The following is a 25,847-nucleotide window of genomic DNA, read 5'->3' on the forward strand; positions in this document are numbered from 1 at the left end:
ACTTTCTTCCTCGCCCTTTTGCGCAGGGTCTGGAATAGAGCCAGAATGCCCCATTCTATTAAGAGAAGCGATGGCGAGAGGCCCATGATTATCGCCGACCGTCTGTTAGAATCGCATTTTTATGGCGGTGTGCAGCAGCAAAGCACCCCCGCAATCCTGATGATGAGCGCCAACGCGCGAAGAGAGCCCGAATGACCGTCACCCTCAAAACCCCCGAGGACATCGCAAAAATGCGTATCGCCGGCAAACTGGCCGCCGAAGTCCTGGAAATGATTGCCGAGCACGTCAAGCCCGGCGTTACCACCGAAGAGCTGGACCGCATCTGCCATGACTATATTGTCAACGTGCAGCAGGCCATCCCCGCTCCGCTCAACTACAAAGGCTTTCCAAAGTCCATCTGCACCTCGATCAACCATGTGGTGTGCCACGGCATCCCGGGCGACAAGGTGCTGAAAGACGGTGACACCCTGAATATCGACGTTACCGTCATCAAGGACGGTTACCACGGCGATACCAGCCGCATGTTCCACGTCGGCAAGGTACCGGTCTGGGCCGAGCGCCTGTCGCAAGTGACCCAGGAATGCATGTACAAGGCCATTGAAATCGTCAAACCGGGCTGCCGCCTGGGCGACATCGGCGAAGTGATCCAGAAGCACGCTGAAAAGAACGGCTTCTCGGTAGTTCGCGAGTTCTGCGGTCACGGCATTGGCAAGGTCTTCCACGAAGAGCCGCAAATCCTGCACTACGGTCGCGCCGGCACCGGCATGGAACTCAAAGCAGGCATGACCTTCACCATCGAGCCGATGATCAACCAGGGCAAAGCCGATACCAAGGTTCTGGGTGATGGCTGGACCGCAATCACCAAGGACCGCAAGCTGTCAGCGCAGTGGGAACACACCCTGCTGGTGACCGAGACGGGCTACGAGATCTTCACCCTGCGCAGCGATGACACCATCCCTCGCGTTTCGGCCTGATACCTCAAGCAGTCTCTATATAGATTCTCCCTATATAAAAGCCTTACAGCGATAGGAAAGCCAATCGATGCCGCAGGTGGATCCCGAACTTTTTGACCGCGGCCAGTTCCAGGCCGAACTGGCGTTGAAGGCAAGCCCCATTGCCGCTTTCAAAAAGGCCATCCGCCAGGCGCGAGAGGCTCTGGACGAACGCTTTCGCAGTGGCCGCGATATTCGACGCCTGATCGAAGATCGCGCCTGGTTCGTCGACAATATCCTGCAACAGGCGTGGGATCAGTTCAGCTGGAGCAACCAGGCCGATATCGCCCTGGTTGCCGTCGGCGGCTACGGCCGTGGCGAACTGCACCCCTACTCCGACATCGATTTGCTGATCCTGCTGGACAACGCCGATCACGAAATTTTCCGCGACTCCATCGAACGCTTTCTGACCCTGCTCTGGGACATCGGTCTCGAAGTTGGCCAGAGCGTGCGCTCGGTGGACGAATGCGCCGAGCAGGCCCGTGCCGACCTGACCATCATCACCAACCTGATGGAAAGCCGTACCGTGGCCGGCCCTGAGCGCCTGCGCCAGCGCATGCTGGACGTCACCAGTACCGCCCACATGTGGCCCAGCAAGGATTTCTTTCTGGCCAAGCGTGCCGAGCAGAAAGCTCGTCACCACAAATACAACGACACGGAATACAACCTGGAGCCCAACGTCAAAGGCTCACCGGGCGGCCTGCGCGATATCCAGACCATTTTGTGGGTGGCCCGACGTCAGTACGGCACCCTCAATCTGCGCGCCCTGGCGGGTGAAGGTTTCCTGGTCGAGAGCGAGCACGCCCTGCTGGCATCCTCGCAAGAGTTCCTGTGGAAAGTCCGCTACGCCCTGCACATGCTCGCCGGCCGCGCTGAAGACCGCCTGCTGTTTGATCATCAACGCAGCATCGCCGAGTTGCTCGGCTTTACCGGCGAAGATACCAAACAGACCATCGAAAACTTCATGCAGCAGTACTACCGGGTGGTCATGAGCATCGCCCAGCTCAGCGACCTGATCATCCAGCACTTCGAAGAAGTGATTCTGGCCCCCGACGACGCCGCGCCGCCTGCCCCGCTGAACTCGCGCTTCCAGCTGCACGATGGCTACATCGAGGCCACCAGCGACCATGTGTTCAAACGCACGCCGTTTGCCATGCTCGAAATTTTCCTGCTGATGGCCCAGCACCCCGAGATCAAGGGCGTGCGGGCCGATACCATTCGTCTGTTGCGCGAACACCGCTACCTGATCGACGACGACTTCCGTAAAGACATCCGCAACACCAGCCTGTTTATCGAGCTGTTCAAGTGCAAGATCGGCATCCATCGCAACCTGCGCCGGATGAACCGCTACGGCATTCTCGGACGCTACCTGCCCGAATTCGGCTTTATCGTCGGGCAAATGCAGCACGACCTGTTCCACATCTATACCGTCGATGCCCACACCCTGAACCTGATCAAGCATCTGCGTAAATTGCAGTACACCCAGGTGTCAGAGAAATTCCCGCTGGCCAGCAAGCTGATGGCCAAGCTGCCCAAGCCCGAACTGATTTACCTGGCCGGCCTGTATCACGATATCGGCAAAGGCCGGCATGGCGACCACTCCGAGATTGGCGCGGTAGATGCCGAGGCGTTCTGCATCCGCCACCAGTTGCCGCAGTGGGATACACGCCTGATCGTGTGGCTGGTGCAAAATCACCTGGTGATGTCGACCACCGCCCAGCGCAAGGATCTGTCCGACCCCCAGGTCATCCATGACTTCGCCCAGATCGTGGGCGACGAAACCCGTCTCGACTACCTGTACGTCCTGACCGTGGCCGATATCAATGCCACCAACCCGACCCTGTGGAACTCGTGGCGCGCCAGCCTGTTGCGCCAGCTTTACACCGAAACCAAGCGCGCACTGCGTCGCGGCCTGGAAAACCCGGTTGATCGCGAAGAGCAGATCCGCCAGACCCAGAGTGCCGCGCTGGACATATTGGTGCGCAACGGCAACGACCAGGACGACGTGGAACAACTCTGGTCCCAGCTTGGCGACGACTACTTCCTGCGCCATACCTCGGCCGATGTGGCCCTGCACACCGAGGCCATCCTGCAACAACCGGCCGATGGCGGCCCGCTGGTACTGATCAAGGAAACCACCCAGCGCGAGTTCGAAGGCGGCACCCAGATTTTCATCTACGCGCCCGACCAGCATGACTTCTTTGCCGTAACCGTGGCCGCGATGGATCAGCTCAACCTGAACATCCATGACGCGCGAATCATCACCTCCAGCAGCAAGTTCACCCTCGATACCTACATCGTGCTCGACAACGACGGCGAAACGATCGGCAATAACCCGGCCCGCGTCGAGAGAATCCGCAAGGGCCTGACTGAAGCGCTGCGCAACCCCGATGACTACCCCAACATCATCCAGCGCCGGGTTCCCCGCCAGCTCAAGCATTTTGCTTTCCCGCCCCAGGTGACGATTCACAATGACGCGCAGCGCCCGGTGACCGTACTGGAACTCAGCGCACCCGACCGGCCCGGCCTGCTGGCCCGTATCGGGATGATTTTTCTGGAGTTCGACCTGTCGTTGCAGAACGCCAAGATTGCCACTTTGGGCGAGCGCGTCGAAGACGTGTTTTTCGTTACTGACGAAAACAATCAGCCGCTGTCCGATCCGCAGCTGTGCATGCGTTTGCAGGAAGCCATCGTTAAACAGCTGACCGTCGACAAAGACTCAACCCCTGAACCGTGGCGCCTGAGCATTTAAGCGCCGCCGAGCGAGACCCGCATCCAATGAACAACGCTCTAAACCAGCTTCAGCCTTATCCGTTCGAAAAACTGCGCGCCCTGCTTGGCAGCGTGCAGCCCAACACCGACAAACGCCCGATTGCGTTGTCCATTGGCGAACCCAAACACCGCTCGCCGGATTTCGTGGCCAAGGCCCTTGCCGACAACCTGGACCAGATGGCGGTCTACCCGACCACCCTCGGCATCCCGGCCCTGCGCGAAGCCATTGGCGGCTGGGCCGAGCGACGTTTCCAGGTGCCAAAAGGCTGGCTCGACCCGGCGCGCAACATCCTGCCGGTCAACGGTACCCGTGAAGCGCTGTTTGCCTTCACCCAGACCGTGGTCAACCGTGGCGACGACGCGCTGGTGATCAGTCCGAACCCGTTCTACCAGATCTACGAAGGCGCGGCGTTCCTCGCCGGCGCCAAACCGCACTACCTGCCGTGCCTGGCAGAGCATGGCTTCAACCCGGACTTCGACGCCGTAGCGGCCGAGACCTGGGACAACTGCCAGATCCTGTTCCTGTGCTCACCGGGCAACCCGACGGGCGCGCTGATCCCCCTCGACACCCTGAAAAAACTGATCGCCCTGGCTGACAAACATGACTTCGTGATTGCCGCCGACGAGTGCTACAGCGAACTGTACTTCGACGAGCAGACACCGCCCGTCGGCCTGCTGAGCGCCTGCGTAGACCTGGGTCGTGAAGATTTCAAACGCTGCGTGGTATTCCACAGCCTGTCCAAGCGCTCCAACCTGCCGGGCCTGCGCTCGGGTTTCGTGGCCGGTGACGCCGAGATCCTCAAGGCATTTCTGCTGTATCGCACCTACCACGGCTGCGCCATGCCGGTTCAAACCCAGCTGGCCAGCATTGCGGCCTGGAACGACGAAGCCCACGTGCGCACCAACCGCGACCTGTATCGCGAGAAGTTCGATGCGGTGCTGGAAATCCTGGGCCCGGTCCTCGACGTACAGCGCCCGGACGGCGGCTTTTACCTGTGGCCCAAAGTTGAAGGGGATGACGCAGACTTTTGCCGCGACCTGTTCGCCGAAGAACAGGTGACTGTGGTCCCGGGCTCGTACCTGTCCCGCGAAGTCGACGGCTTCAACCCCGGCGCCGGCCGCGTGCGCATGGCACTGGTAGCGCCGCTGGCAGAATGCGTAGAAGCCGCAGAACGGATTCGCGAGTTCATTCTGCGCCGCAGATAACCTCCAGACCTGCAGCAGCGAACTTGCCCCGCGATCTTTAAAGATCATGAGGCGAGCTCGCTGCTGCAGATGTCGGGCTACTTCACGGTTCCCAGGTTGGCCTCGCTCAAGTCCAGATCCCGCAGGACTTCACTGAGTACGTCATCACCGATTTCATGGTGGCGACGCAAGCTGTACAGCTCCAGCCGCTGCGCCCTGAGCGCCTTGAGCCGCAAACGGCTTTCCAGATGGTCCATCTGCGACGCCAGCGCCTGAGCTTCCGCCGAGTCATTGAACACCTCAAGCTGATGCCGGTACTCGGACATGATCCGCGCCTTCAATTCAGCCGCCAATGCCGCCAGCGCAGCATCCTGCTTCTCGGGCTCGACCACCTCTTCAGCCTCCAGCGCATGAATCGCCGCTTCCGCCGTGCGCCGCCACGCTTCGCGCACTTCAGCCCGCATGGCATCGTCCTGACTCTTGGGGATACCGCGCAACAACAGGGGCAAGGCAATGCAGGCCACGATCAACGACAGCAAAATCACCCCGGCGGCAATGAAGATCAACAGTTCGCGCTCCGGAAAATCCAGGCCTTCGCTGATCAACAGCGGCACCGACATCACGCCCGCCAGCGTCACGGCCCCACGCACCCCGCCCACCGTCAGCAACCAGCAGGAACGTGCAGTCGGCACCATGGTCAACTCGCCCTTGCCGCGCCAGCGGCGCAACAGGCCGGACAAGCGCCAGATGCTCTGCACCCAGATAAAACGCAACGCCAACAGCACCAGAAAGATCACCACTACATCCAGGCAGCGATACATCAGGGTCGGCCACAGTGTGGGCTCCAGTCTGACGACGGCTTTGATGATGTCCGGCAACTGCAGGCCCAACAGCAAGAAAATCAGGCCATTGAAGGCAAATTCCAGCAGCGACCACACGCTGCGGTTCAGTAACCGGGTACTGGTTTGCCGCGGCAACAAATCCAGCCAGCTCTGCATCATCCCCGCCGCTACCGCCGACAAAATACCCGAAGCCCCCAGACGCTCGGCCAGTACATAAGCGGCAAACGGCAGCAGAAGCATGAACACCACGTGCGTGGCCGGATCATCCCAGCCCCGCGTGATCATCCACGAGCGCATGCGCCCTACAACCCAGCTCAATGCCACACCTATCGCCAGGCCGCCACAAGCCACCAGCAAAAAAGTCACGCTGGCATTGGCCAGGGAAAATACCCCGGTGATGGCTGCCGCCAGGGCGAACTTGAAGGTCACCAGGCCGGTCGCGTCATTCATCAACGCCTCGCCCTGCAACATATGCATCAGGGGTGCCGGCAGCCGGTTTTGGGCAATGGCCGATACCGCCACCGCATCCGTCGGCGACAGTACGGCGGCCAGGGCAAACGCAACGGGTAGAGGAATGCTCGGTAATAGCCAATGAATGAAGTAGCCGGCCCCCACGACAGTGAACAGCACCAAGCCGACGGCCAGCGTCAGAATGGGCCCCCGCAGGCGCCAGAATTCGCGCTTTGGCATGCGCCAACCGTCCGAGAACAACAACGGCGGCAAAAACAAAAAGAGGAATAACTCGGGGTTCAGCGCCACGTGCAAGCCCAGGGTTGGCCACGCCAGCACTGCACCGGCAGCAATCTGCACCAGGGGCAGAGGCAGCGGAATCACGCGCCCCAATAAACGCGAGACGCCCACCAGCATCAGCAAGATGAGGACGGTATAGGCAGTTTGCATATCAACAGGATTCCCGAACAATAAGCCTTAAAACATATGAGGCAACAATTTCCCCATTGCGTACCATAGTAGCCTTTAAGCCCGGGCTCTGACCGCTGAACAAAAGTCGCAATGCGACGACCTGTCACACGTACATGCCAAGCTTGCACCCGGCCGAGCCCAAGGCCGCTGCTCATGGCATAATCCGCCACCGATCATTTCCCGGCGTATTCAAAGGAGGGGCAATCCAGTGACCGATTCGAACAAGACGTTGCACCTTTTCGGCATCAAGGCCTGCGACACCATGAAGAAGGCTCGCACCTGGCTGGATGAGCATGCGGTGCGCTACGACTTCCACGATTACAAAGCCAGCGGTATTGACCGCGAGCACCTGACCCAATGGTGCAACGAGCACGGCTGGCAAGTGGTACTCAATCGCGCCGGTACAACCTTTCGCAAACTCGACGACGAACGCAAAGCCGATCTCGACCAGGCGAAAGCCATTGAACTGATGCTTGCCCAACCCTCGATGATCAAGCGCCCGGTGCTCGATCTCGGAGACAAAACCCTGATTGGCTTCAAGCCAGATCTTTATGCGGCGGCCCTTCTTTAAAGCCCGCCCATTTATTTATGTTCAAGAGGTAATTGCATGTCTACTACCCTATTCAGCGCGGCCTTTGGTGTTGGTACCCAGAATCGTCAAGGCGCATGGCTGGAAGTGTTTTACGCCCAACCGTTGCTTAACCCGTCGGCCGAGCTGATCGCAGCCATCGCCCCGATCCTGGGCTACACCGGCGGCAACCAAGCAATCACCTTCAGCACCGCGCAAGCTGCACAAATGGCCGAAATCGCCAAACCGATCGACACCGCCCAGGCCGCCCTGCTGACCCGTCTGGCTGAAAGCCACAAGCCGCTGGTCGCCACCCTGCTGGCCGAAGATGCAGCCCTGACCTCCACCCCCGAGGCCTACCTCAAGCTGCACCTGCTGTCCCATCGCCTGGTCAAGCCCCACGGCCTGAGCCTGGCTGGCGTGTTCCCGCTGCTGCCGAACGTGGCATGGACCAGCCAGGGTGCCATCGACCTGGGCGAACTGGCCGAGCGTCAGCTCGAAGCCCGCCTGCGTGGCGAGTTGCTGGAAGTGTTCTCGGTCGACAAGTTCCCGAAAATGACCGACTACGTGGTTCCGGCCGGCGTGCGTATCGCTGACAGCGCGCGGATCCGTCTGGGCGCCTACATCGGCGAAGGCACCACCGTGATGCACGAAGGTTTCGTCAACTTCAACGCAGGCACCGAAGGCCCGGGCATGATCGAAGGCCGCGTCTCGGCGGGCGTATTCGTCGGCAAGGGCTCGGACCTGGGCGGCGGCTGCTCCACCATGGGCACCCTGTCGGGCGGCGGCAACATCGTGATCAAGGTTGGCGAAGGCTGCCTGATCGGCGCCAACGCCGGTATCGGTATCCCGCTGGGCGACCGCAACACCGTTGAGTCCGGCCTATATGTAACCGCCGGCACCAAGGTCGCGCTGCTGGACGAGAACAACCAGCTGGTCAAAGTGGTCAAGGCCCGTGACCTGGCCGGCCAGCCAGACCTGTTGTTCCGCCGCAACTCGGAAACCGGCGCTGTGGAATGCAAAACCCACAAGTCGGCCATCGAGCTGAACGAAGCACTGCACGCTCACAACTAAGCGTCTGTCTGCCACTGACGGGGCCAGCCTCTGGTCCCGTCAACAGAGCCCTGAACACCATGCTTTTGCCTTCCCCCTGGCGCGCTGACTTCCCTGCCATCGCCGCCATGCAACGTCAGGACCAGACCTATCTGGACAACGCTGCAACCACACAAAAACCCCAGGCCCTGCTCGACGCACTGCAGCATTACTACGCCAATGGCGCAGCCAATGTGCACCGCGCCCAGCATCTGCCGGGCGCCCATGCGACCCAGGCGTTTGAAAACACCCGTCAGAAAGTGACGCAATGGCTCAACGCCAGCGACTGCGGGCAAATTGTTTTCACCCACGGCGCCACCTCGGCGCTGAACCTTCTGGCCTATGGGCTGGAACACCAATTTACCCAGGGCGACGAGATCGTTATCAGCGCCCTGGAACACCATGCCAACCTGCTGCCGTGGCAACAGCTTGCCAAGCGTAAAAAACTGACTCTGGTGGTACTGCCGCTGGATGCCGACGGCGTGATCGACCTCGATGCCGCCGCCCGCCTGATCACCCCCCGCACCCGCCTGCTGGCCGTCAGCCAGTTATCCAATGTGCTCGGTGTATGGCAGCCGTTACCTGAGCTGCTGGCTCTGGCTAAAGCGCAAAATGCGCTGACCGTGGTTGATGGCGCCCAGGGCATCGTCCATGGCCGGCATGACGTGAACGCCCTGGGCTGCGACTTTTACGTCTTCTCCAGCCACAAACTGTACGGCCCGGACGGGCTGGGCGTGCTGTTTGGCCGCCACGCCGCGCTGGCCCACCTGCAGCACTGGCAGTTCGGTGGCGAGATGGTGCAAGACGCTGACTACCAGAGCGCAACCTTTCGCCCGGCACCGCTGGGCTTTGAAGCCGGTACTCCGCCGATTGCCAGCGTGATCGGTCTGGGCGCAACCCTCAGCTATCTGTCCACTCTGGATCAAGCAGCCGTCGAAGCCCACGAAGCCGCATTGCACAGCCTGCTGATCGACGGCTTGACGCAACGCCAGGGGGTTCGCCTGCTGGGTTCGCCACAGCTGGCGCTGGTGAGCTTTGTGGTTGATGGCGTGCACAATGCCGACCTGGCACATCTGCTGACTGAGCAAGGCATCGCTGTGCGGGCCGGTCATCACTGTGCCATGCCGCTGCTCAAAAGCTTCGGTCTGGCCGGAGCTATCCGCGTGTCGCTGGCGCTGTACAACGACTCCGACGATTTACAGCGTTTTTTCGAGGCGCTGGACCAGGCGCTGGAGTTGCTGCAATGACCCTGCCCGCCGATGCACAGGCCGCCCTCGACAGTTTTGAACACTGCACAGGCTGGGAACAACGCGCGCGCTTGCTGATGCAATGGGGGCAACGCCTGCCCGAGCTTGACCTGGCAGACAAAAACGAAGCCAACCGCGTGCATGGCTGCGAAAGTCAGGTGTGGTTGCTGGGTGAGCTGCGCGACGGTCACTGGCAGTTTGCAGCCAGTAGCGATGCACGATTGATCCGCGGGCTGGTCGCCCTATTGCTGGCACGGGTCAATGGCTTGTCCGGCGAACAGCTGCAACAGGTGGATTTGCCCGAGTGGTTCAACCAGCTGGGCTTGAGCCGGCAGCTGTCACCGTCGCGCAGTAATGGGCTGAATGCCGTATTGCAGCGGATGCGCGAGCTAGCAGGCTAAACCCCATCGCTGGCAAGCCAGCTCCCACAGGGCATTAGCGCCTACAAAAACAGTATGAGAGCTGGCAGGCTAACCCCCCATCGCTGGCAAGCCAGCTCCCACGGGGTATTAGCGCCTACAAAAACAGTGTGGGAGCTGGCTTGCCAGCGATGGCATCGGGACGATTAACGGGGCCGATCAGGCAGGCTTCACCCGCTCCGAGGGCCGCCGCACGCCCGCCACGATCTTGTCCACGGCCTTGGTGGCCGCGACCATGCCAAAAGTGGCTGTCACCATCATCACCGCGCCAAATCCACCGGCGCAATCAAGCTTGACCCCGTCACCCACAAAGCTTTTCTGCAGGCAAATACTGCCGTCAGGCTTCGGATAGCGCAGCTGCTCGGTGGAAAATACGCAAGGCACGCTGTAATGACGGGTCATGGTGCGCGAGAAGCCATAATCGCGGCGCAAGGTCGAACGCACTTTTGAAGCCAGCGGATCATTGAAGGTGCGGTTCAAATCGCAGACCTGGATCAGCGTCGGGTCAATCTGCCCCCCCGCACCACCAGTAGTGATAATCTGGATCTTGCGCCGCTTGCACCAGGCAATCAGCGCTGCCTTGGCATTCACGCTATCGATACAGTCAATCACGCAATCGATATCGGGGGTGATGTATTCGGCCATGGTTTCGCGAGTCACGAAGTCAGCCACTGCATGCACCTTGCAGTCAGGATTGATCTGACGCAGACGCTCGGCCATCACTTCCACCTTGTCTCGACCAATGGTCGTGCTCAAGGCGTGTAACTGGCGATTGCTGTTGCTGACGCACACGTCATCCAGATCAAACAGCGAGATTTCACCTACGCCACAACGGGCAATGGCTTCTGCCGCCCACGACCCGACACCGCCCACACCGACGATTGCTACATGGGCCGCGCGCAGCCGCTCCAGGCCTTCTATGCCATATAACCGGGCTACACCGGCAAACCGTGGATCTTCTGTACTCATGACCATCACCCTGAAACCGGCGCGCATTATAGGGGCATGACCCGGGGTTTTGTATCTTTCCTGGAGGCTGCGCGACCAAGCCTGCTTTAATACCTGGAGGTACAACGAGGCAAGAGCTGCAAATAATAATGCAAGAACTTAAATCCGCCGCCGCTGCCAAACGCCGGACCTGATTCCGTGCGCTGTACGGTAGGTCAGAGCGCGGTGTAGGATGCGCGCCGCTTGGTAACTGCCGAACGATCTTCGTTCCACTCCCTTTGGAACCCGAAATAGTTATGTCATCGCGTAAATTTGGACTCAACCTGGTGGTGGTGCTGGCCATCGCCGCCCTGTTCACCGGCTTCTGGGCGCTGATCAATCGCCCGGTTTCTGCGCCTAACTGGCCCGAGCAAATCTCGGGCTTTTCCTACTCGCCGTTTCAGCAAGGCCAGTACCCGCAGAAAGACCAGTACCCGACCGACGACGAAATGCGTCGCGATCTGGAAATCATCAGCAAGCTGACCGACAACATCCGGACTTACTCGGTCGACGGCACCCTGGGCGATATTCCCAAGCTGGCGGAAGAGTTCGGCTTGCGGGTCACCATCGGAATCTGGATCAGTCCGGACCTTGAGCGCAATGAGCGCGAAATCCAGAAAGCCATCGAACTGGCCAATAACTCGCGCAGCGTAGTGCGGGTTGTGGTGGGTAACGAAGCCCTGTTCCGTGAAGAGATCACCCCGGAAGACTTGATCGTGTTGCTGGACCGGGTGCGGGCAGCCGTCAAGGTGCCGGTCACCACCTCCGAGCAGTGGCATATCTGGGAGAAATACCCGCAACTGGCCAAGCACGTTGACCTGATCGCTGCGCACATTTTGCCGTACTGGGAATTTATCCCCGTGGACAAGGCCGGCGAGTTCGTCCTGGACCGTGCCCGCGACCTGAAAAAAATGTTCCCGAAAAAACCGCTGCTGCTCTCGGAGGTTGGCTGGCCGAGCAACGGCCGCATGCGCGGTGGCGCCGATGCGACCCCGGCTGACCAGGCCATTTACCTGCGCACACTGGTCAATACGCTTAACCGTCGCGGCTACAACTACTTTGTGATCGAAGCCTTCGACCAACCCTGGAAAGCCAGTGACGAAGGCTCGGTGGGCGCGTACTGGGGCGTGTACAACGCCGCGCGCCAGCAAAAATTCAACTTTGAAGGCCCGGTAGTGGCTATCCCGCAGTGGCGGGTACTGGCCATTGGCTCAGTGGTCATGGGCCTGCTGTCGCTGGCCTTGCTGCTGATCGACGGTTCCGCCCTGCGTCAGCGTGGCCGCACTTTCCTGACCTTCACCGCGTTCCTGTGCGGGTCGGTGCTGGTGTGGATCGGTTACGACTACAGCCAGCAATACAGCACCTGGTTCAGTCTGACCGTAGGCATCCTGCTCGGACTCGGTGCGTTCGGGGTGTTTATCGTACTGCTGACCGAGGCCCATGAACTGGCCGAGGCCGTATGGATTCGCAAGCGGCGGCGCGAGTTTCTGCCGGTTGAACACGAGGACGCCTACCGGCCAAAAGTGTCGATCCACGTGCCGTGCTACAACGAGCCGCCAGAGATGGTCAAACAGACCCTCGATGCACTGGCGAACCTCGACTACCCGGACTTCGAAGTGTTGATTATCGACAACAACACCAAGGATCCGGCGGTCTGGGAGCCGGTGCGCGACTACTGTGCAACCCTTGGCCCGCGCTTCAAGTTCTTCCATGTTGCCCCTCTGGCCGGCTTCAAGGGCGGCGCGCTGAACTATCTGATCCCGCACACCGCGCCGGATGCCGAAGTGATTGCCGTGATCGACTCCGATTACTGTGTCGATCGCAACTGGCTCAAGCACATGGTGCCGCACTTTGCCGATCCGAAAATCGCCATCGTGCAGTCGCCCCAGGACTACCGTGATCAGAACGAAAGCACCTTCAAGAAGCTCTGCTACTCGGAGTACAAGGGCTTCTTCCATATCGGCATGGTCACCCGCAATGACCGCGACGCGATCATTCAGCACGGCACCATGACCATGACCCGGCGTTCCGTGCTCGAGGAGCTTGGCTGGGCAGACTGGTGTATCTGTGAAGATGCCGAATTGGGTCTGCGCGTGTTCGAAAAAGGCTATTCCGCTGCCTATTCCCACAATAGCTACGGCAAAGGGCTGATGCCCGACACCTTTATCGACTTCAAGAAACAGCGCTTCCGCTGGGCCTACGGTGCGATTCAGATTATCAAGCGTCACGCCTCCAGCCTGCTGCGCGGCAAAGATACGCAATTGACCCGTGGCCAGCGTTATCACTTCCTCGCGGGCTGGTTGCCGTGGGTAGCCGACGGCATGAACATCTTCTTCACCGTGGGCGCCCTGCTGTGGTCGGCGGCGATGATCATTGTGCCGACGCGGGTTGATCCGCCGCTGCTGATTTTCGCCATCCCGCCATTGGCCCTGTTTGTGTTCAAGGTAGGCAAGATCATCTTCCTGTACCGCCGCGCCGTGGGGGTCAACCTCAAGGACGCGTTTGCCGCGGCCCTGGCAGGTCTGGCCCTGTCCCATACCATCGCCAAAGCGGTGCTGTACGGATTTTTCACCACCAGCATTCCGTTCTTCCGCACCCCGAAAAACGCCGACAATCACGGATTCTGGGTCGCCATCTCGGAAGCCCGTGAAGAGGTGTTCATCATGCTGCTGCTCTGGGGCGCGGCACTGGGGATCTTCCTGGTCCAGGGCCTGCCGAGCAACGACATGCGTTTCTGGGTGGTCATGCTGCTGGTGCAGTCGCTGCCGTATCTGGCGGCGCTGATCATGGCCTTCTTGTCTTCACTGCCCAAACCGGTGGAAGCGCCAGAAGAGCACCCGGCCGTATAAATTGACTGCAACCACTAAACGGCGGCCTCTGGTCGCCGTTTTGCTTTAAGATAACCGCCCTTTTGTGCCCTGCCACGCTCAGCTTCGGAGTCCACCCCATGACGGCCCACGCCGACCTTTCGCCGACCCTGCAACTTGCCTGCGATTTGATCCGTCGCCCTTCAGTGACCCCGATCGATGCCGATTGCCAGAAGCTGATGATGCAGCGCCTGGGTGATGCCGGCTTCAAGCTGGAACCCATGCGCATCGAAGACGTAGACAACTTCTGGGCCACCCACGGTAAAAACGAAGGCCCGGTGCTGTGCTTCGCTGGCCATACCGATGTGGTGCCCACCGGCCCGGTGCAGGCCTGGCAAAACGACCCATTCGACGCCTTGATCGACGAGCACGGCATGCTCTGCGGCCGTGGCGCTGCCGACATGAAAGGCAGTCTTGCTTCCATGCTGGTTGCCGCCGAACGCTTCGTCGCCGACTACCCGGACCACAAGGGTTCGGTGGCGTTTCTGATCACCAGTGACGAAGAAGGCCCGGCCCATCACGGCACCAAGGCCGTGATCGAGCGTTTCAAGGCCCGCAATGAGCGTCTGGACTGGTGCATCGTCGGTGAGCCGTCGAGCACCACTCTGGTGGGCGACGTGGTTAAAAACGGCCGTCGCGGCTCCCTGGGCGCCAAACTCACCGTGCGCGGGGTACAGGGTCATGTGGCCTACCCGCATCTGGCCAAAAACCCGATTCACCTGGCCGTGCCCGCACTGACCGAACTGGCCGCCGAGCATTGGGATAACGGCAACGCCTTCTTCCCGCCAACCAGCTTCCAGATCTCCAACCTGAACTCCGGCACCGGCGCCACCAACGTGATTCCCGGCGATCTGGTGGCGGTGTTCAACTTCCGGTTCTCCACCGAGTCCACTGTTGAAGGGCTGCAAAAGCGTGTCGCAGACATCCTCGACAAGCACGGCCTGGACTGGCACATCGATTGGGCGCTGTCCGGCCTGCCGTTCCTGACCGAGCCGGGCGCACTGCTGGATGCGGTGTCGTCGAGCATCAAACAGGTGACCGGCCGCGAAACCAAAGCCTCCACCAGCGGCGGCACCTCGGACGGACGCTTCATCGCGACCCTGGGTACCCAAGTGGTTGAACTGGGCCCGGTCAACGCGACCATCCACCAGGTCAACGAGCGGGTTCTGGCCAGCGATCTCGACGTGCTGACCGAAATCTACTACCAGACCCTGATCAGGTTGCTTGCCTGATGCTTGCCTGCCCTATCTGTTCGCAACCCCTCAGCGCAGTCGACAATGGCGTGGCCTGCCCGACGGGCCATCGCTTTGACCGCGCCCGTCAGGGCTACCTGAACCTGTTGCCCGTGCAGCACAAAAACAGCCGCGACCCTGGCGACAACCAGGCCATGGTTGAAGCCCGTCGCGATTTCCTCAACGCGGGTCACTACGCGCCTGTGGCCAAGCGACTGGCTGAACTGGCCGCCGAACGCGCCCCCCAGCGCTGGCTCGACATCGGTTGCGGCGAGGGTTACTACACCGCGCAAATCGCCGAGGCGCTGCCCAACGCCGACGGCTACGCGCTGGACATCTCCCGCGAAGCCGTCAAGCGTGCCTGCAAGCGCAACCCGCACCTGACCTGGTTGATCGCCAGCATGGCCCGGGTGCCACTGGCCGATGCCAGCTGCCAGTTTCTGGCCAGCGTGTTCAGCCCGCTGGACTGGCTCGAAGCCAAACGCCTGCTCAGCCCCGGCGGCGGCCTGATGCGCGTAGGCCCGACCCGCGGACACCTGATGGAACTGCGTGAACGGCTGTACGACGAAGTACGCGACTACGCTGACGACAAACACCTGGCGCTGGTGCCTGAAGGCATGCAGTTGCAGCACAGTGAAACCCTGGAGTTCGTGCTCAGCCTGAGTGAACCCAAGGACCGCGCCAACCTGCTGGCCATGACCCCCCATGGCTGGCGTGCCAGTGCCGAACGTCGGGCCCAGGTCATCGACCACCCGCAGCCTTTAGTGGTCACTGTGTCGATGCGCTACGATTACTTCATTCTTCAATAACCCACTTTACGGCCAGGGGCAGCCGCCCCTGGCCCGACTAATCCGCGAATGGATTTTTCAGATACGCAGTGAGGACATCCATGCGCCAGCCCGATATTGAGATTTACCTGAAAGAAGCCAAAGCCGGTCATGAACACGTCGTTACATGGCTTAGCGAGGCCCTGGGCCCCTGCACCCCCTGGGTGAAGAAAGGCCAGGTGTGGAAATGCACCGCCGGCGACATACCTGTGACCTGGATGCCAAATGCCGTCGGCAAATGGAACAGCCTGTTTCTGGACAGCGATAAAACCCCGTGGGATGACGACATTGCCTGCGCCCAGGCCGCTTTCAAAGCGCTGAACGTCGAAGTGCGTTGCGCACCGGGCACGTGGGAAGAGGAACAGGGCGAAGCTGACGCTGATCGCTGGATTCGTATCAGCGAAGACGGTCAGGAAGAAATCACCTGGAAAACCGGGGCCTGAAGTGAAACATGTAGCCGCTGACACAGGCTGCGACGGGGTGCGCAGCACCCCTGCTGCTTGAAGGGCCGGCGGCCCTTATCGCAGCCTGCGACAGCGGCTACAGGGCCTGCCTACAACCCCACCACATCCTCAGCCTGCAAGCCCTTGTCACCCTTGACCTGGGTGTATTCGACCTGCTGTCCCTCGGCCAGGGAACGATGCCCCTCGCCGCGAATGGCACGGTAATGCACGAACACATCGGCACCATCGGCACACTGAATAAAGCCGTAGCCTTTGGCGTCGTTGAACCACTTCACACTGCCTGTTACGCGCGTACTCATGAATCCTTCCCCCTTTTTATTATTGATCGGGCTCTACCATCAGCCCTTTGAGAACTTTCGCTCGAACCTGGTTTTTGCAGACTGGGTCTTGTGCAGCATGGCGAAAGACCCCCGAGTATAAGTCAGCAAAAAAAACACTCAATCAATATTAGTTCGCTGCTTTTTTGCCGATTTTCCAGAGATACGGCACACTACCGGCACGAGTAAACACTCGTTTTAATCCACTAACGCAGAAGCCGTATGACCCGCTCCCCATTCCGTCGTCTTGTATTTGGCGCGCTGCGTCGCTTGCTGTACCTGTGGGTGCGCTCGGAAACGATCAATCAGTCGTCCTTGACACTGAATCTGGATCGCAGCCGGCCGGTGTTCTACGTGCTGCAATCGCCCTCACTGACCGAACTGGCAGTGGTCGACGCCGAGTGCACCAAGGCCGGCTTGCCGCGCCCCGTGCTGCCGGTCGCCGTTGGCAGCATGATCGAGCCCGAAGCGTTCTTTTACCTGACCCCCGAGCCCGACTGGCTGGGACGTCAGGACAAGCGCGGCGCCCCTCCTGCGCTGACCCGCCTGGTAGACGCCTTGACCCTCAACCCGGGCGAGGACGCGCAAATCATCCCGGTCAGCGTGTTCTGGGGCCAGTCCCCCGACAGCGAGTCCAGCCCCTGGAAGCTGCTGTTTGCCGACAGCTGGGCAGTCACCGGGCGCCTGCGCCGCTTGCTGCGCATTCTTATTTTGGGGCGCAAGACCCGCGTGCAGTTTTCCGCGCCGATTCATTTGCGCGAACTGATTGACCACAACAAGGGCCATGAACGCACGGTACGCATGGCCCAGCGCATTTTGCGAGTGCACTTTCGCAACCTCAAAACCGCCACCATCGGCCCCGACCTGTCCCACCGCCGCAACCTGGTCAAAGGTCTGATCAAGGAGCCGGCCGTACGCCAGGCGATTGTGGATGAAGCCGAGCGCGAGAATATCTCTGCGGACAAAGCCAAAGCCCTGGCGCTGCGCTACGCCAACGAAATCGCTTCGGATTACACCTACACGGCAATCCGTTTTTTTGAAGTGATACTGAGCTGGTTCTGGAACAAGATTTACGACGGGGTCAAAATCCACAACATCGAGGGCGTGCAGAACGTGGCCCAGGGCCATGAAATCGTCTACGTGCCATGCCACCGTAGCCATATCGATTATCTGCTGCTGTCTTATCTACTGTTTCGCAACGGCCTGACTCCGCCGCACATTGCTGCCGGGATCAATCTCAATATGCCGCTGATGGGGCGCTTGCTGCGCCGTGGCGGGGCTTTTTTCATGCGCCGCACGTTCAAGGGCAACCCGCTGTACACCTCGGTGTTCAACGAATACATGCATACCCTGTTCACCAAAGGCTTCCCGGTGGAGTATTTCGTCGAAGGCGGCCGCTCGCGCACCGGGCGCATGCTGCAACCGAAAACCGGCATGCTGGCCATCACCGTCCGCAGCTTCCTGCGCTCATCGCGCATGCCGATCGTCTTTGTACCTGTGTACATCGGTTACGAGCGGGTGCTGGAGGGCCGCACCTACCTCGGAGAGCTGCGCGGGGCGAGCAAGAAAAAAGAATCGGTATTCGATATTTTCAAAGTCATCGGCGCACTCAAGAAACAGAAGTTTGGCCAGGTGGCAGTCAACTTCGGCGAGCCGATCAAACTCGCCGAGTTTCTGGACGGGGAACAACCGGGCTGGCGCCAGCAGGAACTGGCTCCGTCGTACCGGCCTGAGTGGTTGCACGGGGCTACTAACCGGCTGGGGGAGAAAGTCGCCCGGCACCTGAACGAAGCCGCAGCCATCAACCCCGTCAACCTGGTGGCGCTGGTGCTCCTGTCCACCAGCAAACTGGCGCTGGATGACCGGGCCATGGCCCGCGTGCTGGACCTGTATCTGGCCCTGCTGCGCCGCGTCCCCTATTCACCCCACACCACCGTGCCTGAAGGTGACGGTCAGGCACTGATCGAACACGTGAAAAGCATGGACCTGCTCTCCGAGCAGAGCGATGCACTGGGCAAGGTCCTGTACCTGGATGAGCAAAACGCCGTCCTGATGACTTACTACCGCAACAACGTGCTGCATATCTTTGCCCTGCCGGCGTTGCTGGCCAGCTTCTTCCAGAGCAGCTCGCGCATGACCCGCGAGCAAATCCTGCGTTACACCCACGCCCTGTATCCGTACCTGCAATCGGAACTGTTTATCCGCTGGTCCGAGGATGAGCTGGACGCCGTGGTGGATCAGTGGCTGGAGGCGTTTGTCGAACAGGGTTTGCTGCGCTTTGAAAACGCTGTGTACCTGCGCCCGGCCCCGAGCTCGCGGCATTTTGTGCTGCTGACGCTACTGTCCAGGAGCATTGCGCAAACCCTGCAGCGCTTCTACATGGCCATCTCGTTGCTGCTCAACAGCGGCCAGAACACCTTGAGCGCCGAAGAGCTGGAAGACCTGTGCACCATGATGGCCCAGCGCCTGTCGATCCTGCATGGCCTCAATGCCCCGGAGTTCTTCGACAAGAGCCTGTTCCGCCACTTTATCCAGAGCTTGCTCGAAGAAGACGTCTTGCGTCGCGACGCCAACGGCAAGTTGAGCTATCACGAGCTGCTTGGCGAACTGGCCGAAGGCGCGGCCAAACGCGTGCTACCCGCCGAGATCCGCCTGTCGATCCGTCAGGTGGCCTTGCACCGCAGCGAAGACCCGGCAGATCAAGCGCCGCTGTCTTTGGAAAAACCGCTTAAATAAGCAAAAGCGCCTGCCAGATTGAACATTTGTCTGGCAGGCGCCCTCTCAACGCATGGCGTTAATGCCTGCCCTATGGAGCCTCCCGCATGAAAAAAGTCCTTTTACTCAGCCTGACTGCCCTGCTCGGAGCCTGCAGCTCTATGACACCTGCCCCGCAAGCCGCTCTCGATGGCGAAGTGTTTTACCTGCAACGTATCGCCCTGCCGCCTGGCGCCACCCTTGAAGTGAGCCTGCAGGATGTGTCACTGGCCGACGCTCCGGCAGTCACCCTGGCCAAACAAAGCGGCCCGGTCAAAGGCCAGGTTCCGCTGCCTTTCCACCTGAGCTATGACCCGGCTGAAGTCAAACCGGGCCACACCTATGCAGTCAGTGCACGGATTGAAGATAACGGTCAGTTGTTGTTCATCACCACTGAGCGCAACAGCGTCGACCTGAATGCCAAAACCCAGCAACCGATTCGCCTGCGGGTTGATCAGGTTCAACAATAAACAGCGCATGATCCTGTAGGGGCTGGAGTTGCCTGCATCGCCGGCAAGCCAGCCCCCACTTCAACAATGCCCCCACCTCAGGCCAGGGTTAAACCTTCTTCACCCTGAACCACGCCGCGTACAGCGCCGGCAAGAACAGCAGAGTCAGGGCCGTCGCCACTATCAGCCCGCCCATGATCGCTACCGCCATCGGCCCGAAGAACACGCTACGGGACAGCGGGATCATCGCCAGCACCGCGGCAAGGGCAGTCAGCACAATCGGCCGGAACCGGCGTACCGTCGCTTCGATAATCGCCTGCCAGGGGTCCATCCCTGCGGCTTTGTCCTGTTCGATCTGGTCCACCAGGATCACCGAATTGCGCATGATCATCCCGGACAGGGCAATGGTGCCCAGCATCGCAACAAAGCCGAAAGGTTTGCCGAACACCAGCAAGAACAGGGTCACCCCGATCAACCCCAGCGGCGCGGTCAAAAACACCATCACCATGCGCGAGAAGCTGCGCAGCTGCACCATCAACAGGGTCAGCACCACCACGATAAACAACGGTACACCGGCTTTCACCGAGTCCTGCCCACGGCTGGAGTCTTCAACCGTGCCGCCCACTTCCAGCAGGTAACCGTCCGGCAGCTCTGCCCGCACATCCTGCAATGTCGGCAGAATCTGCTGCACCAGCGTGGCCGGTTGTTCCTTGCCATAAATATCGGCGCGCACGGTCACGGTCGGCAGGCGGTTGCGGTGCCAGATAATGCCTTCTTCAAAGCCATATTCCAGGGTCGCGATTTGCGACAGGGCGACACTCTGACCATTGTCGGTCGGTACCGCCAGGCTCGGCAGCAACGAAAGTTCGGTGCGCTCATGGGGGGTGCCGCGCAACAGGATTTCGATCAACTCGTTGTCTTCCCGGTACTGGCTGACGGAGGAGCCCAGCAAGGTGCTCTGCAGGAAGTGCGACAGGTTCGCCGTACTCACGCCCAAAGCCCGCGCCCGGTCCTGGTCGACATTGAGGTACACCACTTTGCTCGGTTCCTCCCAGTCCAGGTGAACATTGACCACGTGGGGATTCTCCCGAACCCTGGCCGCTACCTTGCGCGCCAGGGCCCGTACCTCTTCTATATGCTCGCCAGTCACCCGAAGCTGCACCGGGTATCCAACCGGCGGGCCTGTTTCAAGACGGGTAACCCGCGAGCGAACCCCCGGGAACTGTTGATCAAGGGTCTCGATCAACCAGGTGCGCAGGGTTTCACGCTCCTCGATGCTCTTGGCCAGCACCACGAACTGGGCGAAGCTGGCCGCCGGCAACTGCTGATCCAGTGGCAAGTAAAAACGTGGCGAACCGGTCCCCACGTAAGCCACATAGTTGGCAATCCCGGGGTGATCCTTGAGCAAGCTTTCCAGATGTTTGACTTGCTCGTTGGTGTTGCTCAGCGAGACACCTTCTGCCTGTTTCAAATCGACCATCAATTCCAGGCGGCTCGAAGCCGGGAAAAACTGCTGCGGAACGAACCGGAACAGCATCACCGACCCTAAAAACAACAGCACCGTCAGTACAATCACGGTCTTGCGCCGACGCACACACCACTCCACCAGCCGTCGTACCCGTTGATAAAACGGGGTGCCGTAGGGGTCGGGCGTCGCGCTGCCGTGTTTGGCCCCATGGATCTTCGCCAGATCCGGCAGCAGCAATGCCCCCAGATACGGCACGAACACCACCGCGGCAATCCAGGATGCCAGCAGCGCAATGGTCACCACCTGGAAGATCGAGCGGGTGTACTCACCGGTGCTCGACTGCGCCATGGCAATCGGCAGAAAACCCGCTGCCGTAATCAGGGTGCCGGTCAACATCGGGAACGCGGTGCTGGTCCAGGCAAAACTCGCCGCCTTGAGCCGGTCGTAGCCCTGCTCCATTTTGATCGCCATCATTTCCACGGCGATGATCGCGTCATCCACCAACAGCCCCAGCGCCAGCACCAGCGCACCCAGGGAGATTTTGTGCAGGCCGATGCCCAGGTAGTACATGGCGGCAAATGTCATCGCCAACACCAGCGGGATCGTCAGCGCCACCACCAGGCCGGTGCGCACCCCAAGCGAGAAGAAGCTCACCAGCAACACGATTGCCAGTGCTTCCACCAGCACCTGGACGAATTCACCGACGCTGCTTTTCACCGCCGCCGGTTGATCCGACACCTTGCTCAGTTGCATCCCGGCGGGGAGGTTTTTCTGGAGTCGTTCGAACTCTGTTTCCAGCGCCTTGCCCAGTACCAGAATATCGCCGCCGTCTTTCATCGCCACGGCCAGGCCAATGGCATCCTGCCCCATGAAGCGCATGCGCGGTGCCGGAGGATCATTAAAGCCGCGGTGTACGTCCGCCACATCACTGATCCGCAAGGTGCGCTCCCCCACCCGGATCGGGAACCCCTCGATCTGTTCAACGGTTTTGAAATTGCCGCTCACGCGCAATTGAACACGCTCGGTCGGGGTCTCGAAGAAACCGGCGGTAGAGACTGCGTTCTGCTCCTTGAGGGCTTGTTGCACAGTCGCCAGCGGCAGGCCCAGAGTGGCGAGCTTGAGGTTGGAGAGTTCGATCCAGATTTTCTCGTCCTGCAGCCCCAGCAGCTCGACCTTGCCCACATCCTTGACCCGTTGCAGCTGGATCTGGATGCGGTCGGCGTAGTCTTTAAGCACCCCGTAGTCGAAGCCTTCGCCACTCAGGCTGTAGATATTGCCGAAAGTAGTGCCGAACTCATCGTTGAAAAATGGTCCCTGAATATCCGGCGGCAGATTCTGACGAATATCGCTGATTTTTTTTCGGACCTGATACCACAGCTCCGGAATCCGCGCCGAAGGCATTGAGTCACGGGCCATGAAGGTCACTTGTGACTCGCCAGGTCGCGAGAACGAAACAATCCGCTCGTAATCGCCGGTTTCCATCAGCTTCTTTTCTATGCGCTCGGTCACCTGGCGCGAGACTTCCTCGGCGCTGGCACCCGGCCACAACGTGCGAATCACCATGGCCTTGAAGGTGAACGGCGGGTCTTCACTTTGCCCTAACTTGGTGTAGGAAAGCCCACCGACGATAGCGAGTAACAACATCAGAAACAGTACGATTTGACGATTGCGCAACGCCCAGGCGGAAAGGTTGAAACCCATCGGGATTACTCCTTCACCGCAACATTGATCGTTCGGTTGGAGCGATCAACCGGCCGCACTTGCTGCCCAGGATGCAACACGTGCACCCCGGCCGAGACAATCCAGTCGTCAGCCTTGAGACCTTCAAGCACCGGCACGTTTTTCTCGCCAAAGGGCCCGGTACGCACGGGAACCTGCTCCAGCTTGTTGCCCGGGCCGACACGCCAGACATAGGTCGCGCCATTTTCAGCGCTCAATGCCGACAGCGGCACCGACAACGGACTCACGCCTTCGCTTTGGATAAAGACCCGGGCACTTTGCCCCAGCTCGGCCGGCACCTTGCCGGAAGTGAAGGCGATACGGGCGGCAAAGGTCCGCGACCGGGGATCAGCCGCAGGCGACAGTTCGCGAATGCGCCCGCTGAAGCGTTGATCGGGCTGCGACCACAGTTCAACCGAAACCGGCAGGCCAATCTTGAAGCGGCCGAAGGCTTGCTCCGGCAAGCTGATCAGCACTTCACGCTCGCCGTCGGCAGCCAGGGTAAACACCGTTTGCCCTGCGGCCACGACCTGACCGACCTCAACCTGGCGCTGGGCGATCACCCCGTCCTGGGGCGCGCGCAACACGGCGTAGCTGGCCTGATTGCTGGCCACGTCCTGCTCGGCCTTGAGCTGCTGGAGCCGGGCTTCACCCGAGCGATAGAGGTTTTCGGCATTGTCGAACTGCGAACGGCTGACCATCTGCCGGTCGAGCAGGGTTTTGTAGCGGTCACGTTCCGCTCGCACCAGATTCAGGTTGGCCTGCCCCGCTGCAACCTGGGCCCGGGTCGCCTCCAGTTGCAGGCGCACATCTTGCGGGTCCAGCTCAGCCAGCGGCTGATTGGCCTTGACCCGCTCACCTTCATCCACCAGGCGTCGGGTCACTTTGCCACCAATGCGGAACGCCAGTTGCGGATCGAACCGGGCCCGGACTTCACCCGGATAGCTTTGGCTCGCCAGCGCAGAAGGCTGTGGCTGCTCCACCATTGCCGGGCTGATGCTGATTTGAGCAGGCTCTTCATGGCCGCACGCGGATAACAAAAACACCAGACACACAGGCACAGCGCGGGGCAAGGCATGGCGCAACATGGAGATGACCTTTCGCTAATAGGGCTTGGAATATTTATACTGGGCGGCATGTTATTAATACCAAACTCACCAGTCCAGTAATAAACGAGAATGTCTGACAATCCTTTACCCCCCAATGCGCTCGGGCGTCCCAAGGACATGGCAAAACGCCAGGCGATCCTTGACGCGGCGAAAACCCTGTTTCTGACCAAGGGCTATGCCAGCACCAGCATGGACGCGGTCGCAGGCCTGGCAGGCGTGTCAAAACTCACCGTCTACAGCCATTTCACCGACAAAGAGACGCTCTTTTCTTCGGCGATCATGGCCAAGTGCACAGATCAGTTGCCGGAATTGTTTTTTGAATTGCCTGGCGGCGCACCGGTCGAGGCGGTGCTGCTGAACATTGCCCGGGGTTTCCACAGCCTGATAAACAGCCAGGAGTCACTCAACCTGCATCGGCTGATGATGACCCAAGGCAGCCAGGACCCTAAGTTGTCGCAAATTTTCTTTGAGGCGGGGCCGGAGCGAGTGGTGCTGGAGATGGAGCGTCTGCTGGGAAAAATCCACCGCACCGGTGAATTGCAGATTGATCAGCCGCACTACGCAGCGGAGCACTTCTTTTGCATGCTCAAGGGCTCACCCAATTTTCGCCTGCTCTATGGCTGCGGCGAGCCGCTGGACGATGCGGGCGCCGAGGCGCACGTGCAGGAAGTGGTGGGGGTTTTCATGCGCGCGTATCGCCCGCTCTGATCACACCGCCCCTGTAGGCGCGAGCTTGTCTCGCGATCTCTTGCGCTTGAAAGATCGTGAGCAAGTTCGCTCCTGCTGGAAGATCGGGGTCAGGGCTTTAGCGCTTTCTTCGGATAAATATCGTAACGGCTCGACTTGCCGTCCAGCGCATGGCTCGGCTTGGGCCCGGCAATGCACGGTGCCTTGCGCGGGCGCTTGACCACTACCCGGTGGCTGGCCAGCGCCAACGCCGCTTCAAGCAGGGCCGGAGCATCATTGTCATCACCCACCAATGGCCGGAACAGGCGCATTTCCTTCTTCACCAAGGCTGTTTTCTCACGGTGCGGAAACATAGGGTCGAGGTAGATGACTTGCGGCGGCTCGCCTTCCCAGTTGCGCATCACCTCAATCGAGTTGCCCTTGAGCAAGTGCATGCGTGACACGATCGGCGCCACCTCAAAGTCGTCCAGGCCGCGGGCCAGGCCATCTTCAAGTAGCGCTCCGATCAGCGGCTGACGTTCGATCAGGCTCATTTCACAACCCAGGCTCGCCAGCACGAACGCGTCTTTGCCCAAACCCGCCGTGGCGTCCAGTACCCGCGGACGCACGCCCTGCTGTACGCCGACCGCCTTGGCAATCATCTGCCCCGTACCGCCACCAAACAAACGTCGATGGGCCGCCCCTCCCTCTACAAAGTCGACCCGCACCGGGCCCGGGGCGTCCGGCCCCAGTTGTTGCAGCTGCAACCCCTGCGCGCCCACTTGCAAGGCGAACTCAGCCTCGGGCTCGGCCAGAGGCAGACCCAGACGTTCAGCCCATTGCCCGGCCAGGGCCTGATAGGCCTCGCCCAATGCTTCGACTTTGATACGACAGCCTGCTGCTTGCTCACTCATCTAAAAACACGCTCAAAAATTTAATGATCGGCAAAG

The 25,847-nt window shown here is 60.3% G+C and carries 20 protein-coding genes; 14 read left to right on the forward strand and 6 right to left on the reverse strand.

The features are described from left to right. The first annotated feature begins 110 nt into the window (after positions 1-110). The 3 genes from map (at position 111) to dapC (ending at position 4,970) form a co-directional block, all read left to right on the forward strand. The gene (gene map, locus EQV90_RS08225) at positions 111-974 is read left to right on the forward strand and encodes a type I methionyl aminopeptidase (RefSeq protein ID WP_083912784.1); all 864 of its coding nucleotides are present in this window, start codon (positions 111-113) and stop codon (positions 972-974) included. A gap of 67 nt (positions 975-1,041) precedes the next feature. Further along, on the forward strand, positions 1,042-3,744 hold the full coding sequence (locus EQV90_RS08230) for a [protein-PII] uridylyltransferase (RefSeq protein ID WP_240877972.1): 2,703 nt from the start codon (positions 1,042-1,044) through the stop codon (positions 3,742-3,744). A 26-nt stretch (positions 3,745-3,770) separates the two neighbouring features. Beyond that, positions 3,771-4,970 (forward strand): succinyldiaminopimelate transaminase, encoded by a 1,200-nt coding sequence (dapC, locus tag EQV90_RS08235; RefSeq protein WP_240877973.1) that lies wholly within the window; start codon positions 3,771-3,773, stop codon positions 4,968-4,970. Positions 4,971-5,047: 77 nt separating this feature from the next. Here dapC and EQV90_RS08240 read toward each other — a convergent pair whose 3' ends face one another. Then, positions 5,048-6,691, reverse strand: a complete 1,644-nt coding sequence (locus tag EQV90_RS08240) for a Na+/H+ antiporter (protein WP_003440407.1) — start codon at positions 6,689-6,691, stop codon at positions 5,048-5,050. Between the two features lie 229 nt (positions 6,692-6,920). On the opposite strand from EQV90_RS08240, the gene EQV90_RS08245 reads away from it, so the two are divergent. The 4 genes from EQV90_RS08245 to EQV90_RS08260 are packed head-to-tail and all read left to right on the forward strand — an operon-like array spanning position 6,921 to position 10,020. After that, positions 6,921-7,283, forward strand: a complete 363-nt coding sequence (locus EQV90_RS08245) for an ArsC family reductase (protein ID WP_127196014.1) — start codon at positions 6,921-6,923, stop codon at positions 7,281-7,283. Between the two features lie 36 nt (positions 7,284-7,319). Further along, positions 7,320-8,354 carry a 2,3,4,5-tetrahydropyridine-2,6-dicarboxylate N-succinyltransferase gene (dapD, locus tag EQV90_RS08250; protein WP_003440400.1) on the forward strand — a complete coding sequence of 345 codons (1,035 nt, stop codon included), beginning with the start codon at positions 7,320-7,322 and terminating at the stop codon, positions 8,352-8,354. A 59-nt stretch (positions 8,355-8,413) separates the two neighbouring features. After that, positions 8,414-9,619: a cysteine desulfurase gene (locus EQV90_RS08255; RefSeq protein WP_240877974.1), complete on the forward strand. Its 1,206-nt coding sequence runs from the start codon at positions 8,414-8,416 to the stop codon at positions 9,617-9,619. Further along, positions 9,616-10,020, forward strand: a complete 405-nt coding sequence (locus tag EQV90_RS08260) for a SufE family protein (RefSeq protein WP_003440394.1) — start codon at positions 9,616-9,618, stop codon at positions 10,018-10,020. Before EQV90_RS08255 ends, EQV90_RS08260 begins: the two co-directional genes overlap by 4 nt. Positions 10,021-10,197: 177 nt before the next feature. On the opposite strand, the gene tcdA is transcribed toward EQV90_RS08260, so the two are convergent. Further along, a complete protein-coding gene (gene tcdA, locus EQV90_RS08265; protein WP_177412962.1) occupies positions 10,198-11,013 on the reverse strand; it encodes a tRNA cyclic N6-threonylcarbamoyladenosine(37) synthase TcdA in 816 nt (271 codons plus the stop codon). A gap of 269 nt (positions 11,014-11,282) precedes the next feature. On the opposite strand from tcdA, the gene EQV90_RS08270 reads away from it, so the two are divergent. The 4 genes from EQV90_RS08270 (at position 11,283) to EQV90_RS08285 (ending at position 16,394) form a co-directional block, all read left to right on the forward strand. Next, entirely contained in the window at positions 11,283-13,874 is a 2,592-nt protein-coding gene (locus EQV90_RS08270; protein WP_003440388.1) for a glycosyltransferase, read from the forward strand. Between the two features lie 98 nt (positions 13,875-13,972). Then, positions 13,973-15,124, forward strand: a complete 1,152-nt coding sequence (dapE, locus tag EQV90_RS08275) for a succinyl-diaminopimelate desuccinylase (RefSeq protein WP_003440376.1) — start codon at positions 13,973-13,975, stop codon at positions 15,122-15,124. Beyond that, positions 15,124-15,933 carry a putative RNA methyltransferase gene (locus EQV90_RS08280; RefSeq protein ID WP_010655967.1) on the forward strand — a complete coding sequence of 270 codons (810 nt, stop codon included), beginning with the start codon at positions 15,124-15,126 and terminating at the stop codon, positions 15,931-15,933. Before dapE ends, EQV90_RS08280 begins: the two co-directional genes overlap by 1 nt. 80 nt (positions 15,934-16,013) lie before the next feature. Beyond that, positions 16,014-16,394, forward strand: a complete 381-nt coding sequence (locus tag EQV90_RS08285) for a hypothetical protein (RefSeq protein WP_003440371.1) — start codon at positions 16,014-16,016, stop codon at positions 16,392-16,394. Positions 16,395-16,504: 110 nt separating this feature from the next. On the opposite strand, the gene EQV90_RS08290 is transcribed toward EQV90_RS08285, so the two are convergent. Beyond that, on the reverse strand, positions 16,505-16,714 hold the full coding sequence (locus tag EQV90_RS08290) for a cold shock domain-containing protein (RefSeq protein ID WP_003440369.1): 210 nt from the start codon (positions 16,712-16,714) through the stop codon (positions 16,505-16,507). A 240-nt stretch (positions 16,715-16,954) separates the two neighbouring features. Here EQV90_RS08290 and plsB point away from each other — a divergent pair, with 240 nt between their 5' ends. Together plsB and EQV90_RS08300 are read left to right on the forward strand one after the other, a co-directional pair. Beyond that, entirely contained in the window at positions 16,955-19,468 is a 2,514-nt protein-coding gene (gene plsB, locus EQV90_RS08295) for a glycerol-3-phosphate 1-O-acyltransferase PlsB (RefSeq protein WP_010655969.1), read from the forward strand. Between the two features lie 86 nt (positions 19,469-19,554). After that, a complete protein-coding gene (locus EQV90_RS08300; protein ID WP_003440366.1) occupies positions 19,555-19,956 on the forward strand; it encodes a YbaY family lipoprotein in 402 nt (133 codons plus the stop codon). An 88-nt stretch (positions 19,957-20,044) separates the two neighbouring features. Here EQV90_RS08300 and EQV90_RS08305 read toward each other — a convergent pair whose 3' ends face one another. Then, complete coding sequence (locus EQV90_RS08305; protein WP_240877975.1) at positions 20,045-23,104, reverse strand: efflux RND transporter permease subunit; 3,060 nt, start codon at positions 23,102-23,104, stop codon at positions 20,045-20,047. A 5-nt stretch (positions 23,105-23,109) separates the two neighbouring features. Continuing rightward, the gene (locus EQV90_RS08310) at positions 23,110-24,210 is read right to left on the reverse strand and encodes an efflux RND transporter periplasmic adaptor subunit (protein WP_003440361.1); all 1,101 of its coding nucleotides are present in this window, start codon (positions 24,208-24,210) and stop codon (positions 23,110-23,112) included. Between the two features lie 90 nt (positions 24,211-24,300). Here EQV90_RS08310 and EQV90_RS08315 point away from each other — a divergent pair, with 90 nt between their 5' ends. Further along, a complete protein-coding gene (locus tag EQV90_RS08315) occupies positions 24,301-24,939 on the forward strand; it encodes a TetR/AcrR family transcriptional regulator (RefSeq protein ID WP_037001390.1) in 639 nt (212 codons plus the stop codon). 89 nt (positions 24,940-25,028) lie between these two features. On the opposite strand, the gene EQV90_RS08320 is transcribed toward EQV90_RS08315, so the two are convergent. Beyond that, positions 25,029-25,811 carry a class I SAM-dependent methyltransferase gene (locus tag EQV90_RS08320; RefSeq protein ID WP_003440357.1) on the reverse strand — a complete coding sequence of 261 codons (783 nt, stop codon included), beginning with the start codon at positions 25,809-25,811 and terminating at the stop codon, positions 25,029-25,031. Positions 25,812-25,847: the final 36 nt, after the last annotated feature.

This window comes from Pseudomonas sp. TMW22089, assembly GCF_022496645.1.
Taxonomy (GTDB): domain Bacteria; phylum Pseudomonadota; class Gammaproteobacteria; order Pseudomonadales; family Pseudomonadaceae; genus Aquipseudomonas; species Aquipseudomonas paraversuta.

Excerpts from the sequence above, each read along its gene's own strand:
- EQV90_RS08230 (WP_240877972.1), top strand. The coding sequence starts at position 1,042 with ATGCCGCAGGTGGATCCCGAACTTTTTGACCGCGGCCAGTTCCAGGCC.
- dapC (WP_240877973.1), top strand. The coding sequence starts at position 3,771 with ATGAACAACGCTCTAAACCAGCTTCAGCCTTATCCGTTCGAAAAACTG.
- EQV90_RS08240 (WP_003440407.1), bottom strand. The coding sequence starts at position 6,691 with ATGCAAACTGCCTATACCGTCCTCATCTTGCTGATGCTGGTGGGCGTC.
- dapD (WP_003440400.1), top strand. The coding sequence starts at position 7,320 with ATGTCTACTACCCTATTCAGCGCGGCCTTTGGTGTTGGTACCCAGAAT.
- EQV90_RS08255 (WP_240877974.1), top strand. The coding sequence starts at position 8,414 with ATGCTTTTGCCTTCCCCCTGGCGCGCTGACTTCCCTGCCATCGCCGCC.
- EQV90_RS08260 (WP_003440394.1), top strand. The coding sequence starts at position 9,616 with ATGACCCTGCCCGCCGATGCACAGGCCGCCCTCGACAGTTTTGAACAC.
- tcdA (WP_177412962.1), bottom strand. The coding sequence starts at position 11,013 with ATGGTCATGAGTACAGAAGATCCACGGTTTGCCGGTGTAGCCCGGTTA.
- EQV90_RS08270 (WP_003440388.1), top strand. The coding sequence starts at position 11,283 with ATGTCATCGCGTAAATTTGGACTCAACCTGGTGGTGGTGCTGGCCATC.
- dapE (WP_003440376.1), top strand. The coding sequence starts at position 13,973 with ATGACGGCCCACGCCGACCTTTCGCCGACCCTGCAACTTGCCTGCGAT.
- EQV90_RS08280 (WP_010655967.1), top strand. The coding sequence starts at position 15,124 with ATGCTTGCCTGCCCTATCTGTTCGCAACCCCTCAGCGCAGTCGACAAT.
- EQV90_RS08285 (WP_003440371.1), top strand. The coding sequence starts at position 16,014 with ATGCGCCAGCCCGATATTGAGATTTACCTGAAAGAAGCCAAAGCCGGT.
- EQV90_RS08290 (WP_003440369.1), bottom strand. The coding sequence starts at position 16,714 with ATGAGTACGCGCGTAACAGGCAGTGTGAAGTGGTTCAACGACGCCAAA.
- plsB (WP_010655969.1), top strand. The coding sequence starts at position 16,955 with ATGACCCGCTCCCCATTCCGTCGTCTTGTATTTGGCGCGCTGCGTCGC.
- EQV90_RS08300 (WP_003440366.1), top strand. The coding sequence starts at position 19,555 with ATGAAAAAAGTCCTTTTACTCAGCCTGACTGCCCTGCTCGGAGCCTGC.
- EQV90_RS08305 (WP_240877975.1), bottom strand. The coding sequence starts at position 23,104 with ATGGGTTTCAACCTTTCCGCCTGGGCGTTGCGCAATCGTCAAATCGTA.
- EQV90_RS08310 (WP_003440361.1), bottom strand. The coding sequence starts at position 24,210 with ATGTTGCGCCATGCCTTGCCCCGCGCTGTGCCTGTGTGTCTGGTGTTT.
- EQV90_RS08315 (WP_037001390.1), top strand. The coding sequence starts at position 24,301 with ATGTCTGACAATCCTTTACCCCCCAATGCGCTCGGGCGTCCCAAGGAC.
- EQV90_RS08320 (WP_003440357.1), bottom strand. The coding sequence starts at position 25,811 with ATGAGTGAGCAAGCAGCAGGCTGTCGTATCAAAGTCGAAGCATTGGGC.